Source organism: Roseimicrobium sp. ORNL1, assembly GCF_011044495.1.
GTDB lineage: Bacteria > Verrucomicrobiota > Verrucomicrobiia > Verrucomicrobiales > Verrucomicrobiaceae > Roseimicrobium.
In genome coordinates, this window is the sequence record NZ_CP049143.1 from 3,851,060 (window position 1) to 3,865,932 (window position 14,873).

Sequence of the window (14,873 nt, forward strand, 5' to 3'; positions counted from 1 at the left end):
CTCATACACCGGCATCGCGTTGACGCTGTTGCTTTATTGGAAGAAGTCAGTCACTTTAATGTGGCCCAAATCAAACCGGCTGTCCCAGTTATATGGATCTGACCGCGGGCCATACATGCGAGTTGCTTGCGTATTCACCATTGTGAGTCCTCATGCGTCTTGCCACCGCGGGACGAATGCTCAGCTAGTCAGTTTAGCGAATGGTGGGTGCCGCATGTTCTTTGCGTCGGTCCACTCAAAAAAGGTTACTTCCACCTTCACGACGGACTTCACCCAACGGCATTTCTTCTTCTCATCACCCGGTGAGCGACCCCACCGGGCTTTGCCTCTTTCGGTCAGGTCATAGAAGGGGGCAGGTGGTTGGTTGAAAAAAAGCATCTGTATCATCACAGCAGCCTTGGGTCGTGTCTGAAAACCTGTATTCAAGACCTTAGCCAGTCAATCACTGCGGCGAAGTGGATAAGGGAAAGGAAGTTCTGAACGAGCTTATCAAGACGGGTGGCGGTGCAGCCCCATCCCTTCAAGCGGCAGAAGAAGTTCTCCACCCGGTATCGAGTGCGGTACAGTTTCTTGGGGATGCGCACCTGGTGTTTGCGGTTCTTCTTGGTGGGGAAGCACGGCTGATGACCCAAGGCGCGTAGTGTGTCCCGAAGTTTGTCATCGTCAAAACCCTTGTCCCCCACGATGCGCAGATTACATCCCGTTCTGATTAGGTTGACCACATGACGTCCTTCGTAAGCCTGTCCTTCAATGAGCGTTGTGTTCACCAATCGACCTCGGGCATCGGTCAGAGCCATGAGCTTGGTGTTGCGTCCACCACGCGTCTTTCCCATGGCTTGTGCGGCAGCCCCGCCAGCGGGATTGGCCGCGCATTGGTGCACCAAGATGTGGGTGCCATCCACCAGGCGCACCGGACCGCGGACTCGGCGCGTGAAGACCTCCAGGATTTTGAACCAAAGGCCTTCCTTGGCCCAGCGGCTGTGCCAGCCGTGAATGGTGGAGTACGGCCCGAACCCCTCTGGCAGGTCACGCCAGGGCCCTGCGTTGCGCAGGCGATAGAACAGGGCCTCCAGTAGCAGGCCCAAGTCGGTGCGAGGCCGCCCGCCTTGATTTACCTGGGCACCACCATTTTTGTGAGCCGCTTTTTCCTCGGCTCCCACCAGAGAAATCGAACTTTCATGTCGTTCCTATGCTGCCACTAAATACCCTATGAGCAACGTTATTTAGGACTCATTTGAGGTTTTCAGACACGACCTGGACAGCTCAGGAACCCCGTTTCCAAGCCTGCCCGCAGGGATTTTAGAAAAACGGGGAAGATTCACTCTGGCCGTCCGAAAGGCTCGAATATGAAAAAGCCCTTTCAATTGTGAAAATGCCGCCGATTACTTCTAATGGAGGCCACAGAATGCCTGACCAGGAATCCCGCACCATCGTAGGACCGTAGAGGCGCACTGCGAAACGGGTGCTTTCGCTGATCAAGGGTCTGATTTTCAAACTCAAAGTTGCGGACAGTCGACCGAATAACCTAATGTCCTAGCCCAGTGCCGCCCACTGTTAGGCCAATTTCAGAATGTCGCTTGGTGGCGGCCGCCCCCACCACTGCAAGACTCTATTAATCGATTCTACCTGCATTTTCAAATTCCCTCCAGATTGTCAGTCTCGGCGCTCAATCTGGTGCCTTTTTAAAACCCCTTGTAATTCTGACATCACAACTGGCGGGAGGTCTCGGCGCCAATTCGGACGCTTCGGACGGTACTTACAGTGCTTCAGGCGAGTGAACGTGGACACCCGGTTCACTCGTAGGCGTCGAGTGGACCTCGCCTCCCTTAACGGGGATCCCTTGGTAAGCGTCCGAAACGTCCGAACCCTCGCGCAGTGATGACTGTACACCGTGGGCAACAGGCAGAACAGGGGGCTCAAGTGCCTGCATGCTTGACCTTCTGCCTCATCACAAGGGTGACGACTACCTGCTTACAAGCGGGAACCCTTGCCCACCAGCCAACGAAAGCCCCTTTCTGAAGGGAGGACCCGTTTCAATCATTAAGATGCTTCATCTGGATATCTAAGTCGAAGCAGACCCGCGAAGGATGGGGCAGATAGGTGTCCATGCCTTTTCAATATTGAACCGGCCTCTTTAATAAAGTCTCTGTAGGGTATGAGCATATCCCTGGCCTTGAACAAAAACCGCATCAGGGATTCATCCACCGACTGCATCCTTACGCCATTGCGCGGACAAGGCCCGACCCTCATCCACGGCACCTTGCCGATCAATTCACGCGCCTCATCGAAATCTTGCCCGCGGCATTTCGGCAGGTTGATCTGAGCAGCGGTCCTGAAAGGGCCCACTTCCCAAGCGAAACCAGCCAACGTCACCAGTAGCGAATCCTCATTGGAAATCTCCTCTCCGGTACCCTCGCAAAGTCCACCAGTTTCAGACACCCAAAGATTGGTAACTTTCAAGCCACGGAGCCACCTCATGACACCGTGCGCAACCTCGTGCTCGGCAATAGTTTGAATACCCACCGGACGAGGTGACGCAAGGCTGTGCGTCCGGCCACGGCTTGCACCAGTGGCCCCGGCACTCCTCTTGCGCCGAGACGCAGAAACGGGTGATGCTTTTTCATTCTTCGTTGTCATAACAGAATGTTGAAGCTGGTCATGCTTGTTGGTAATCAGAGCCCGACCTACTCAGCTATAAACGCCTCATTTGTCGGATTCTTGGTCCTCGACATCACTACAGCAGGCGCCGTTGACATGGTCAGCGGGGGTCGTAAGCCTGACGTGCTTGAAGCCGCGCTTGGCACCCCCATCGCGAACGATGTCGTTCCGTCTATTTGCTTTATGAATCTCCGCCATGAGTGGCCCGAGCGCCTTCTGGACTTGTCTTCTGGGTTTTGCTTCCCATCTCTGCTCATCACAGAAGCTCTCGTATGCATCGAGAAGTTCCTCTACAGTAATACGTGCATCATCCTGGGGACGCACGCGAGTGTCCACGAAGATACGCAACGAATCGCTCGCTCGGAGAATTCTCGTCACGCGTTCCTTCTGCTCATCTGTGACGGGAAACTCACTCATGCTCAGGATTTCCATCGCACCGTCAATCATCCAGTTCAGGATGCCGCTGCCTTCTTGGAGTAGCAGCACCCTATCGAAATCCCGAATTTGCTTGGCGGCTCTGCGCGTGAATTCGATGATGTGCATCCGCCTCTCCCATGCGGATGCCTCATTGTCACCTTTCACCCTCAGCTGAAGATCGCTGTTCGTCAGAATTAGGATATTGACCTCACCAACGACCACACTTTTTGCACCACCCTTCTTCTCGCTAGCCAGTTCATCACCACCTACCAGTGCCTTGATGACATTCGCTCCACGTTCGAAGAGGAATCTGTCGTCGACATCTGCCCCAATCAGGAGCGACGCTTTGCCCAGGTCGTCGAGTTCAAACCGCTCCCCTAGCAACGAGGTGCGCAGTGGCTTAATGTTCCGCTGGCCAATGACGGCTCGGATGATGCGTTCGATAGTCCCCTTCCCGCTCCCCCCGGGACCACTGAAGACCAGGAAGTTCTGGAAGATGTTGCGGCCAAGCAGGAACTGCCCGCAAAAGAGCTGGAGCATCTTCACATCCTCATCGCTCATGGCGGGACGGACTAGCTTGTCCAAAAAGTCGGGGCATCGAGCAGTGTCATCGTAAGTGAAGGGGATCTGGTACGTGCTGTAGAACGTATGCGCGAAGTCCCGCAAAGTGGGCGGGGAGGAGTTCAAATCCAGCATGCCATTCTTCACATGAAGGACTCCCATCGGGGGCCGCGAGAAACCCTCCGGAGCGAGGGCATGAGCTTCCAGATCGTTGAGCACCTCGTTCAGCCGGTATGGAGAGCGTTTGTCACTGAGAACCCTCTGCTCCAAGGCTTGGGAGTACTTGCGGAGATACTTTGCCAATTCAAGGCGAAGTTGCGCTTTGGACTCAGCACTCCACAGACCAGTCGCTTTGTCGTAGCTATAGAACTTACCCTCACCCGGGTAATACGTCACAAGGGTCTCATGGGCATACCTTGCCGTCCAATAGTGCGGATCCCAATCTATAACCAAAGACCCTTCCCTATTGCAGATGAACGGATCTCCAATCTCCCTCAGATGCTCATCGCTGATATGCCCCCGTTCAGGCCATACCGATGCGACCTGAATCTCTCGACGCCCATTCCCGTTAGGCGTATCACCACACTGTTGCTCACCGTTTCCTGTGGCGGAGCCCCGTGAACTGGGCGTGATCTCCTCGGTGGCAGATGCGCCGGGCGATGGGTTTAGCACATCTTCCCTGGCTGCTAGAGCAGCCCTGAGCTCTTTACTCTGGAGGAGAGCTAATCTTTCGAGATGGTCATCGGTTACTGGGGATAGCGGTGGATGTTCAGGTGAAGGCTGTCCGCTAGGATTGAGCGGGTCATTACACTTTCTATTTTGATTTACATTTTCAATGGCTTGAATGTTCATTGACTGAAAGACTTTGAAATTTTTGGGCACGACGAGGCGCACGAGCGCAGCTCGCCGCAGGCATAGGGATGCCATATAGGGGCGATAGATTTGAGGGCCTGGAGGACCTCAGTGAGAGCCCATGGCAGGAGGCCAGGGCCTTGGGCACGCCTATCACATCCGATTAATCGGCGGAGACGTGGATTATGGAGTGGTCAGTTCTGGGTCAGGATTTGGTGTTTGTTGGTGAAGTTGATGATCTATTTCCTTCACGTACACCATGCTTCCGACGTGACCGATATGGCCTCTTCTGTACTGTGCCAACCTTGCTGTTGCCGAAGCACCAGCGGGTATGGAGATTCTTATGCATGACTGCAGGAAGTCAATAGAATTTGAAGCTCCTCGTTTCCAAGAAAGGAGCAGGTGCGCGGGCGATTTCTTGGATCGCCCGCGCACCTCCTTTGAGCAAAGTCAGAGGGCGTTCCGGGTGTGGAACAGCAAGCGTCTGAAGACGCCATTACCCCGGTCGCCCTGCCCTCCCTCCATCCTGCCCCGAGAAGCGCGCAGCAGACCAGTCCTTGATGAAGCACGGGCCTTCCCCTTTGTACTCACCACCTGCCCCTAACACTGCTCAGACTACGCCACCTCCAGGCACAGCCGGTACTCCCTCAATAGCACCGGCTCCTGCCCCTGCGAGTACTTGTAGGAATCCCAGCCCTCAGGAAGCCCTGGCGTATACAGGCAACTTAAGGTTCCAGGATGCCCGGATTGTTCGTCATAAACTTAAGAAGCTCGTTCTCTGCCCATGGATTAACCACCTCTACGACCTTCAGTCGCTGCAGGGAAGGGACCAAGCTGGACAAGTCGAATGATCGGAGTACCACAGACTGGGCCTCCCTCCTTAATGCAGAAGCCCGCGATGGATGATGCTGCCGATGTGTAATGTATCGTTCAAGGATGAAACGATCCCGAAGCGCTTCCGAAGCGAAAAAACTCGCTAAGGAAGTCGTGGATGTGCTGGAATGATTACCCAGGTTTGTGAACTCAAGCACGAGGTCACGATACACACGATACGCTTCATCGAAGGGGAATGACTTTAATCCGACCTTTGGGTCTACTCCGAAGGTCTTGGCCACGTACCCTTTCGACTCAAGCTTCAGTTCAATGCGGCTTACCTCGGAACCGACTGAAGGAGTTATAGAGCACACGCCAGAGGCATTTTTGTACCGTGTCTTTGGTTTCTCCCATTTCATCTTGTCATAGATGGTGACAGTGAATCTATTTCCCTGGAACGCAATGTTTCCATTACCGAACAGATCCGGCCCTCCATAAATGCGTGGATGTCTGGCATTGTGGAGCACACCCCTCAGAGTGCTGACAGGGTGATTATACTGCCAGACCAAGTCTATCCGACTAATATGACCCTTATCAATAGTTGATGACTCACCTTTCACAATTGATTCGATACCCGGATCTGCAATGAATTGCAGTACTGAATCAAGTCTGCGCAATGCAACCGTGAGGTCGGCTGCATTACGTATTAACCTTCCATTGTGTCCATACAAGAGCTTGGGAAGTTCACACTGGATACTCGTGATGTAATTTTGTGTCCCACTAGATAACCTGATGCCAATCAGTGGTAAAGACCAGTGTCTTGTGGAAGTAGTACAGGAACCCTTAGTTTTACTTCTGTTAGTACTTTTGCGATTCGGGAATAGGGATTGCAGTTCAACTAATCTGTCGGGTAGATATGGTATGGAGCAGGTCCAAGATAAGGTGTCTATCATACTTATGAATTACTGAAAATGTTTGTAAAAGCAGCGTTAATACAGCACGCGCATTCGGCGATGCGCTGGGACTAGCGGTGCCAAGTCCTTGAACTTGGCACCGCCTTCCTGTATGCTTACAGTTGAGCGGGTATTGCCCGTGTGAGTCAGAAAGTCCTGATGGACACGACTGCCCCCGTGTCACCCAAGGCACGTTCAAGTGACTCAGCGAACCGAGACGATGCGTCGGATGTTGCTTGTTCAAGCCAGATGAACACTTTCGATGCCAGCAAGTGGGGTACGTATGGCGCGATGGGCAACATGGTCGATCGGAGCGCGACCACACGGGAACCAGGGCGCTCCTCTCCTGCGTCAATGAGCTTAATGGCCAGCGCCTCGCTTTCAGAGACGTGCAAGGTATCCGGGCAGGAAGGTTTGGCATCCCATGCCCTCCATGGTGCGCGGGGACAGCCAAACTTCATTGTGTCTGGGAAGCCGGGATAAGGCTTGCTGACAAATACCGCGCCACTGTAGATGAATGCCAATCTGTCCGTAAACAGGGCATCATCTATGAGACCCGGCCGTCCATTCCCAAGTGTGCCGACGGTTACAAATTGAGTGCCTTGCGGCACAATCCCCAACGTAGCCGGTTGCTCTTGTGCCAGGGCATTTATCGTGGCTGTGCCTACGCCGAGGCTCTTTGCCACACGCTCTTGGAGCGTGGGATTGTGCTTAAGCATTAGCTGCCACTGTTGTGCTTCGGTGGTTATCTTTTTGTCATCTATACTAGCACTTCCGGCGTGGTTCGTTTCGGAGAAGAGGTGAATGGCTTGAGCGCCACTTTGATGTAATTGATTATTCATATTGATACTGGTGGTACGGCATCAGAGGACGAGTCCGCGATGCATTGCTGGGTGTTTGTGGTTCGGTCGGGGACTTCCCTGGCGCCATGCTCTATGGCGTCGGCGGTACGGAAGTGAGTGCTACCGCCGGTTAAGACGATCGGCTCGAAGCCTGGCAACCACGGTCCGGCATCCCGGTCGGCGTGGCTCAATTTGGCTGATGATGATTGGCGAGGCCCTTTTCGGGCCTTGCGGGATTGATTTGTCTCTTTCATATTCTGCGTTGCGCGCTTTTCACGAGGGCGCGTCTCGCCACGAAAAGGCATGGCAATGCCCGTGTGGTTTTTTGGGGGGGGGAATGCTGGGCGATGGACGCCGAGCATCATTTCACACCGGGACCTTCAGCTTTGAGCTGAGGCCGCTTTCGGTCGTGGTAACAGTTGATCTTTTGCTGGGTGTTACCCAGACCGGGGACCTGAATGGCCGCCTCCACCTGCACGCCCGCAAGCGGGCAGCCGGTCAAGATATCAGCGGTGGTTTTACCCTACCTTTTCTGATGTAGTTATCACTAGTTCACCCCAGTGAAGGAGTCTTGTTCGACGCGAATCACGTCAATTAGTCGGTATCTGATTCGATGCGCGCTGAGTCTGATGGAGGGAAGGGAGCCACGACGTTCCGCACGCTTGACCGTCTCGGGGTGGCACTTCCACCTTTCCGCAACTTCCTTCCTCGTAAGCAACTCGCAAATCGGATTCACTTTTGTCATTTCAATTCTGCATTGTCCAAAGGACAGCGGATCAATCGCCCCGGCTTCATAGGGCCGCAAGGCAAAAACATAAGAAAATGCGATATGTATTGTTATGCCAAATGTTATGTATACCTCGGAGGGGGCAGGTCTTCTCAACTTTCCAGAGCACTTGTTGGCGGCACTAGGAGGCTACCGAGACCTGTAGTAACCCGCTTCTTATGGTCAGCGTAGAACTTGGCTGTAATGTCAATGGTCGAGTGCCTCAACACGCTCTTGGCAGCAAGAATGCCCGACGAAGTGGCGATGATCGAGCCGCACTCCTTTCGCAACTGATGAATCGGCTTTCTTCCGTCCACCCCATGCGCCTTCAGCCAGACTGCGAGCCGTCGAAAATGGACATTTGCCCGGTAGTATGCGTTCTTCCGTTTGTGGTAGTTTGGCTTCTGCTGGCTCTCAATCACGAAGGGACCAGTGGCCTTTTTCTTCCACTCTTTCATCATTTCAGCTAGTCCTTCATCAAGCGCTACGGTTGCTTCGCTCTCGTGGCTTTTGGGTTGAAAGTGCTCGGTGGTCTCAATGGAGATGGTGCCACCCACCACATCCACTTGGCGCCACTGTAGCGTATCGACTTCAGCTTTTCTGAGCCCGCACAGAAGGCCAAGCATTAAAATCTTGAACTGCTCCAGTTTGGCTGGATTTCCTGCGAGTTCTGCCAAACCAGCATTGACTAGAGCGGTTGGATCGACGCGGCTTTTGTAACTCTGCACCTTCTGTGATACTTCCATGCCCGAAAAGGGAAGAGGATCTGGGAGCACGATTTCAGGCATGGTTTCGAGTAGCGTCCTTAAAGTCCTTTTTGAGAATAGGCTCCGGGCGTTTCTTATAAGCGCTGATGCCGAATTTTCGGCTCTCCGCCGCGCGTCTGGAGCATCCCCTGCCCTTTCGATGTACCTTCTCCTCCAATCTGCCACCGTCGCAGGTGACAGCAAATCGAGCGACAAAGCATCAACGGCCCTTCTCCACTCCTCGGTGTTCAGTGAATCGGCCCGGCCCTTTGACTTACCTCTGGCATGCTTGCTACGGATTGCCGCCACATCGGAAGCGATCGTTCGTATTGCCTGACTGTATGCCCTCAAGGTGGAGACGCGTACTTCTGCCAGGTTTTGAACCGCGGTGAGCAGCAGACCTACTGTTGTTGGGGAAGGTGGCTTCGGGGCTTTCTCAGGGCGAAATTGCTTTAAAGTCTCGTCCCAGCCCTTGGCGACCAAGCTGAGGTAGAGCCGGGCGGCCTTCTTGGCTGCAGCATCCTTGTTTGCCGTCTCTAGCGAGAAGCGCATCCGACGCCCCCTGTACGAAAGATGGACTCCGAAAGTCAGACACCTTCCAGGCATATCCACCCTTTCAAGCCAGTGCCTGTAGTCCGTCTTTGCAAACCGACGCACCCCGGCCGCTTCCTTGGTTTGCATTTGGTTTGCATTTTGTTTGTTCACCTGTGTCATGATGTGTTCGCTTGTGTTGGGATAAAATGCTCCATTTCCCTACGTACAGCAACGAATGGTGCACACCTTAGCAAACACGACCAAACACGTCAAAACGACATGTCACAAGACTCAAAATCTTGTGTCCGCGAGGACGTGTCGGTTCGAGTCCGACCGCCGGTACTTTGTTGAAAGAGAGTCAATTACTTCCCGATTCATGCATGCGCCGCTCGGGTTTACCGGGGCGCATGGGCAAAACTGGCTGACTGCGTTTCAGTGCCTGGACTTGGGTCTTCTCATCAACACATAGTACCAAAGCGTTGGCCGGTGGATCCAAGGAGAGACCCACTACATCGTGTACCTTGTCGATGAAATAAGGAGCGCTGGAGAGCGTGAAATTCTCACTGCGATGCGGTGCCTCGCCAAAGGTACGCCAGATACGGCTCACCGTCTGGCGCGAAGACCCCACCGCTTGACCATCTCACGTGTGTTCCAGTGGGTCGCTTCCTTGAGGGTGCTTTCGAGAGACTGTCTGGTACACAGCCAAAGCCTCAAACTTCACCCCCAATTTCCGACACGCCTTCCTCCAATTCCCGAAACGATTTGACCTGCCGGGTTTGATAAAAGGGCGATGAGAACATCGCCCCACCCCTTTCCTTGGTTCCAAATGTAATTGAACAAGATCTTGTTCCTGGCGCTACATCTCCTGGAACTCACGTACCGGCCTCGTCTGTAGAGTTTCCAGGTTCGCCCAAAAGCATCCTCCCTCCGGGACAAAAAACACGCTCATTCTTGGTCGTGAACTGACAAAAGGTGACTTCGACAACAGCGAGCCGGTCAAGCATAGACACGGAAATTTTTGTCTGATGTCACGGTATTCACACTTTGGTACTCCTGCATGGTGAGGAATGTTTTCAACTGGCTGCTTCCCCCCAGTGCATACGCAGACACACGGTACACGCCGTCAGTTGGACTCTCAGCACCCTTGCAAAGGGCGTGCCATATCACTCCGTTCGTAATTGAGGCAGGGTGACGGGATCGGATCCTGGCGTAATTGTTCGGCAGACGAAGTGAGTCAAACCCGAACTGCGATTGCAAGGTGCTACGAACAAGGGGGCGTGTGAAGAGCTGCCCGATGGTCTCTGGAGAGGAAACCTGGCTCGCCAACGACAGGCACTGCAGGAATGCCTTTGCGATTGTCTCCGCCTCAATCTTCGTGACGACCTTTCGGGCCAGCAAGGCCTGCAGGGCCGCCTGATCACGCGCAGACGGTGTCAGGTTGAAGGAAATCGTTTCCAGATTCGCCTGGAACAGCTCTTCGTAGTTGTCGGTATGACGCACCCTCTTCAGCAGCGCGGACTTGCCACGAATCGCCTTGTGCGGATCGCTCAGTTGTTTGAGAGCAGGATCATAAAGCAACGCTTCATGAGCGAATACTACGGGCTCACCGCTCGCTCGCATGCCCGCCCAGGTCTCCTGGACCCGCTTCTGAAAAGTCTCCACCAGCAGGAACTCGACTTCGAACGTGGTATCAAGATGGTTGAAGGAGATCTTGTTGCCCATCGCCATCCCATTGCTCACAGGTGAACCCTTTGCCGTGAGGCGGCCCTGAAACTCATCAAGATCGTTGATGGATGCAATCAGCTGGGTGCAGCGATAGTTGCTGGACGTTGTCTTCCCTGCCACTGAGCCACCCACCAGATACACCTGGTTGGTGAACGTACGGAGGAAGGTCAGGATGGCCTTGTCTGCTTCCGTGAGAGAAATCTTGTCCGCCTGTCCTTTTTTCAATGACGGCCCAGTCGCCTTTTGGTCAGTCGCTGACGCAGCTTCTGCCACAGTCGGAATGCCTGAAAGAACAACAGCTCCGGATGCACCTAAACTTACGGCTAAAAACTGGCGTCTGCGCGGCATGGGAAAATAAACTTGAGGAGCGCACATCAGTAGCTCTTCGCGCTGACAGAACAAGCAGGAACTAGGCCTTTAGACAAAAATGCAACGTCATTGGATAATGGAACGCATAAAGATTTGCAACCCTGTCCATGTTTCCGTCTCAGTCGTTCATCCATGCACGCTCCATGAACGGCATTCGCGTAAACGGCAATTTACGCACCCCAGCCTCCAGTGCCTTATGCACACTCAGGGTAAATTGTAATTCATTATAAGTATGCAGCCAAATTTTCTTTGCATAAGATATTTGAACGTGAAGGATGCGCAGTCGCTTCGAAACGGTTTCGTTTCGAATGTACCGACTACACCAGCCAAACCCGATTAAGCACCGCACGAACCCTATATGAGCGCTTCAGGCAACATTCCCTTCACGGTCAAATCGCCCCGGAATACCAACGGTCAAATCGTGGCGGTCGTGGGAGGCACCACCTATTTCCCAAATCCCTACACCAACAATTCATTCTGGTTCCTTATCCTCGACCGGACGACACTGCAAGTGGTGTTCAATGTGGTGCAGCAGTCCAACACCACACTTCCGGCCGGCATTGAGCAGTACAACGATCCGCGCTACCTCCTCATCGTGGCCACTACTTCCCTGAGCACACTCCGAGTGCCTCAAGGGCCGCTGTATGCCTATTTGCTGGACAACGGCGCCGGCGTTGCCTTGAAGAGGCTCGAACAGATCAGCGCTCAGTTGAACTGCGGAGAGATTGGCTCTCTCGCCTACTGCCTCGTGGACATCCTGGGAGAATCCTCATCCCTTGGCCTCGAAGCCAGCGCTTATGACGGCATCGGTCCAGTGATGACGCTCCAACTCATGCCGGTGGTCACCAGCGGAACGACCTATTGGACTCCCATCACGCTGAGCTAAACAGCGCCAGGCGGGCCACAAGTGTGCCCAACACGCCACCGCCCGCCGATTCGTTTACACATGCTCAGCTCCAAACCGAAACTCGTAGCCCTGGGCTGGCACGCTCCAGGCACGGGTTTCGGCCGGGTCATGGGTGAGGTCTTGCGGTCAGCATCGAATACATGGGAGGTTCACCATGTGGGCATCGGTTACCAGGGACCGCGTGTGGATGAGGCCTGGTCACTCCACCCGACGAACCTCAAGGGTGGCGACACGTTTGCTGCTTTTGAAGCGAAGCGCATCATCGAAGAGGTTCGCCCGGATTGTGTCTTCATCCTGCATGACATCTGGATGATGTCATACTACTTCGAGGTGCTGGAACCCGGCAGTCTAGGCTGCCCCGTGGTGGTCTACTTCCCTCTCGATGGACGCATCACGGATGATTCCCTGGTGGCACCACTGGCAAAGGCATCTCACGTCGTGACCTACACGCCTGGAGCGGCGGCTCAGGTCCGCGCTGGATTCCAGCGCTTGGCTGTGGACTCTCCGCCGGAGGTCAGCGTCGTACCTCACGGGGTGGATCTGCAGGCATTCCATTCGTTGTTTGCCCCCGATGACCACGAAGCCCAGGCTGCTCTAAAGCAACAGATCTTCGGCCCGCTTCCAGATATCAAAACGTCCTTCATCGTTTTGAACGCGAGTCGCCCCGCGCGAAGGAAGTGCCTGGATGCAACCCTTCGAGGCTTCGCAAAATTCGCAGAAGGCAAACCTGCCAATGTGAAGCTGTGCCTGCACCATGCCATCTCCACTGGCGAACACGCGCGTGAACTCCGGGATCTGGCAAGCTTGCTGGATATATCCCATCGAATCGTGTGGAATCCCCTTTCCAGCACGAGCGGTCCACTCACCGACGCGGAACTGAATCGCCTCTACAATGGGTGCGATGTTGGATTGAATACCTCCTCCGGTGAAGGTTGGGGTCTCGTCAGCTTCGAGCATGCAGCTGCAGGTCGGGCCCAGATTGTACCCCGGCACAGTGCCTGTGAAGAGCTGTGGGAGAACGCGGCCTGCTTCATCGAACCGGCATGGCGTGGAGTGCCGGAATACTCGCTGCTGGAGATGGCTGAAGTGGGAGCGGAAGGAACAGCCGAAGCACTGGAACTTCTCTACCGCGACCGCGAACTGCGCGAACGGCTGGCTCTTGCAGGAGCGCAAAGAGCACGCCATCCGGACTGGCAATGGCATGCGGTGCGGCAGCGCTGGGAGGCCTTGTTCACCAATACCCTTGAGCAGTGTGCCTCAAGGCAATGAATGAATGAAGGGTGGAATTCAACGGCACCGTCGCTATTCATACAGCATGCACACCGTTCTCGATCACGACTACTTCGCCCCTTTGGTTGGAAAGTCTCTCCCCATCAGTTCTCAAGGCAAATCCATCGGGGAGCTGAAGCTGGATGCCGTCGAGGTACTTCCAAAGCACAACCGGCATCAGGGGGATGATATCCGCCCACAGCCGTTTTCCCTTCTGTTTACCAGCGCCCCTGAACTGAGGATGAACCAGGGCATGCTGGACTTTGCACTCTCGAACGACCGGATGGAATCTATTTTCATCGTCCCACTTGGACCGGCCCCCGACAAGCGATGGAAGTACGAGGCGGTCTTCAACTGACGGCTGCGGGGCGGCACTCCATCAGGTCGTAGTACCCGTGTTCCCCGATCCTCGAAAATCCAAGCCGCTGGTAAAGACGCATCGCCGGATTCTGTTTCTCCACATGAATGGTGACCGGCTTATTTGACTTCGAAAGCAAGTCCTTGAGGATAGCCGTGCCTATCCCCCTCCCCCGCGCTTCGGGAACGAGAGCGATATCCACCACCCGAATCTCGTCACTTCCCTCAAATGTATAGAAGCGTCCGATGGGGTGACCGTGTTCAAGGATGATACGAAAGATGGCGCCGTGGCTGAGGTAGTGCTGCTCGTAGTGCGCTGTTTGCGCCTCGAACTGCTGCTGGAGAAAGGCTCGAATCATCTCCGGAGACCATCCAGTCACACTCAGCTCTTCCAGACGGGTGCTGATATACAGCTCACTGAGGAAGGCACGATCCTCCGCCGCGGCATCACGAAATGTGAGCTCCAAGGCGGAAAGCACTTCTGGCATGAATTCAGAAGACCGCTGAATCATGCCGCGAAGCTGCCATATACTGAACGGTTGCGTCCACTCACTTCCAATCTGCGATGCACCAATCAGCCCCGGGGTGGGAACACACCCTGCAGTGCAATGTTGAAATAAAAGGTGAGAAACGGCTGGAGGTTGTTGTGCGGCGCATCGCCACCGGCTGGCGCCAAGGCCTCAGGAGCCATGGTCACGAGAGGTGCTCCTGCAGGCGGAAGGTAGGGCGAGGCACCGATGACGCGTGCAAGGGAATTACCCTGCGGAGTAGCGCTGTCTGCCGGTGGTACCTGAGCGTTGAGCGCATGGCTGTGGTTCGGAATCTCGCTCTCCAGGAGAGTGACGGTTTCTGAACCACCCGTTTCGCCCAAGTCGTGCAAGCTCAGCCCGGGGCCCTGTCCAGGATGCATGGGAGCGCGACCCTGAAGATCAGGAAGAGCGAAGTTGGATTTGCCATTGCCCCCGTAGGTCGTTCCCAAGAGGGAGAAGAGCGCCGTATTCTGCGAAAGCGGCAGGAGTTGGCCATCACACCAGGCCCAGCCTCTGGGCGCGAAGTTGAAAGGGAAGATGCGGATTTCTGCAACAAAAGGATCAGCCATCGGAG

At 54.6% G+C, this 14,873-nt stretch carries 11 protein-coding genes and 1 pseudogene; 3 read left to right on the forward strand and 9 right to left on the reverse strand.

Annotation, left to right across the window (positions count from 1 at the left end):
* Window positions 1-422 precede the first annotated feature (422 nt).
* The 7 genes and pseudogenes from G5S37_RS15675 to G5S37_RS15700 all read right to left on the reverse strand — a co-directional run bounded on the left by G5S37_RS15675 (window position 423) and on the right by G5S37_RS15700 (window position 11,092).
* On the reverse strand, window positions 423-1,160 hold the full coding sequence (locus G5S37_RS15675) for an IS5 family transposase (protein ID WP_165205402.1): 738 nt from the start codon (window positions 1,158-1,160) through the stop codon (window positions 423-425).
* Window positions 1,161-2,040: 880 nt separating this feature from the next.
* Window positions 2,041-2,637 (reverse strand): hypothetical protein, encoded by a 597-nt coding sequence (locus tag G5S37_RS15680; protein ID WP_165205403.1) that lies wholly within the window; start codon window positions 2,635-2,637, stop codon window positions 2,041-2,043.
* Window positions 2,638-2,703: 66 nt separating this feature from the next.
* Window positions 2,704-4,488: a DNA primase family protein gene (locus G5S37_RS15685; RefSeq protein WP_165205404.1), complete on the reverse strand. Its 1,785-nt coding sequence runs from the start codon at window positions 4,486-4,488 to the stop codon at window positions 2,704-2,706.
* Between the two features lie 1,912 nt (window positions 4,489-6,400).
* Window positions 6,401-7,096: a hypothetical protein gene (locus G5S37_RS15690; RefSeq protein ID WP_165205405.1), complete on the reverse strand. Its 696-nt coding sequence runs from the start codon at window positions 7,094-7,096 to the stop codon at window positions 6,401-6,403.
* 879 nt (window positions 7,097-7,975) lie between these two features.
* A complete protein-coding gene (locus G5S37_RS15695; RefSeq protein WP_165205406.1) occupies window positions 7,976-9,289 on the reverse strand; it encodes a tyrosine-type recombinase/integrase in 1,314 nt (437 codons plus the stop codon).
* A 226-nt stretch (window positions 9,290-9,515) separates the two neighbouring features.
* Window positions 9,516-9,716: pseudogene (locus G5S37_RS32545) on the reverse strand (IS630 family transposase); the annotation flags it as partial.
* A 422-nt stretch (window positions 9,717-10,138) separates the two neighbouring features.
* The gene (locus tag G5S37_RS15700) at window positions 10,139-11,092 is read right to left on the reverse strand and encodes a hypothetical protein (protein ID WP_165205407.1); all 954 of its coding nucleotides are present in this window, start codon (window positions 11,090-11,092) and stop codon (window positions 10,139-10,141) included.
* A 502-nt stretch (window positions 11,093-11,594) separates the two neighbouring features.
* Here G5S37_RS15700 and G5S37_RS15705 point away from each other — a divergent pair.
* The 3 genes from G5S37_RS15705 to G5S37_RS15715 are packed head-to-tail and all read left to right on the forward strand — an operon-like array spanning window position 11,595 to window position 13,770.
* Complete coding sequence (locus G5S37_RS15705) at window positions 11,595-12,122, forward strand: hypothetical protein (protein WP_165205408.1); 528 nt, start codon at window positions 11,595-11,597, stop codon at window positions 12,120-12,122.
* A gap of 60 nt (window positions 12,123-12,182) precedes the next feature.
* On the forward strand, window positions 12,183-13,412 hold the full coding sequence (locus G5S37_RS15710) for a glycosyltransferase family 4 protein (RefSeq protein WP_165205409.1): 1,230 nt from the start codon (window positions 12,183-12,185) through the stop codon (window positions 13,410-13,412).
* A 46-nt stretch (window positions 13,413-13,458) separates the two neighbouring features.
* A complete protein-coding gene (locus G5S37_RS15715) occupies window positions 13,459-13,770 on the forward strand; it encodes a hypothetical protein (RefSeq protein WP_165205410.1) in 312 nt (103 codons plus the stop codon).
* Here G5S37_RS15715 and G5S37_RS15720 read toward each other — a convergent pair.
* A complete protein-coding gene (locus G5S37_RS15720) occupies window positions 13,763-14,257 on the reverse strand; it encodes a GNAT family N-acetyltransferase (RefSeq protein WP_206026480.1) in 495 nt (164 codons plus the stop codon). The two genes, G5S37_RS15715 and G5S37_RS15720, sit on opposite strands and share 8 nt — an antisense overlap.
* Window positions 14,258-14,343: 86 nt before the next feature.
* On the reverse strand, window positions 14,344-14,868 hold the full coding sequence (locus G5S37_RS15725) for a tail fiber protein (protein WP_165205412.1): 525 nt from the start codon (window positions 14,866-14,868) through the stop codon (window positions 14,344-14,346).
* Window positions 14,869-14,873: the final 5 nt, after the last annotated feature.

Excerpts from the sequence above, each read along its gene's own strand:
- G5S37_RS15680 (WP_165205403.1), bottom strand. The coding sequence starts at position 2,637 with ATGACAACGAAGAATGAAAAAGCATCACCCGTTTCTGCGTCTCGGCGC.
- G5S37_RS15685 (WP_165205404.1), bottom strand. The coding sequence starts at position 4,488 with ATGAACATTCAAGCCATTGAAAATGTAAATCAAAATAGAAAGTGTAAT.
- G5S37_RS15690 (WP_165205405.1), bottom strand. The coding sequence starts at position 7,096 with ATGAATAATCAATTACATCAAAGTGGCGCTCAAGCCATTCACCTCTTC.
- G5S37_RS15695 (WP_165205406.1), bottom strand. The coding sequence starts at position 9,289 with ATGCAAACCAAGGAAGCGGCCGGGGTGCGTCGGTTTGCAAAGACGGAC.
- G5S37_RS15705 (WP_165205408.1), top strand. The coding sequence starts at position 11,595 with ATGAGCGCTTCAGGCAACATTCCCTTCACGGTCAAATCGCCCCGGAAT.
- G5S37_RS15710 (WP_165205409.1), top strand. The coding sequence starts at position 12,183 with ATGCTCAGCTCCAAACCGAAACTCGTAGCCCTGGGCTGGCACGCTCCA.
- G5S37_RS15715 (WP_165205410.1), top strand. The coding sequence starts at position 13,459 with ATGCACACCGTTCTCGATCACGACTACTTCGCCCCTTTGGTTGGAAAG.
- G5S37_RS15720 (WP_206026480.1), bottom strand. The coding sequence starts at position 14,257 with ATGCCAGAAGTGCTTTCCGCCTTGGAGCTCACATTTCGTGATGCCGCG.
- G5S37_RS15725 (WP_165205412.1), bottom strand. The coding sequence starts at position 14,868 with ATGGCTGATCCTTTTGTTGCAGAAATCCGCATCTTCCCTTTCAACTTC.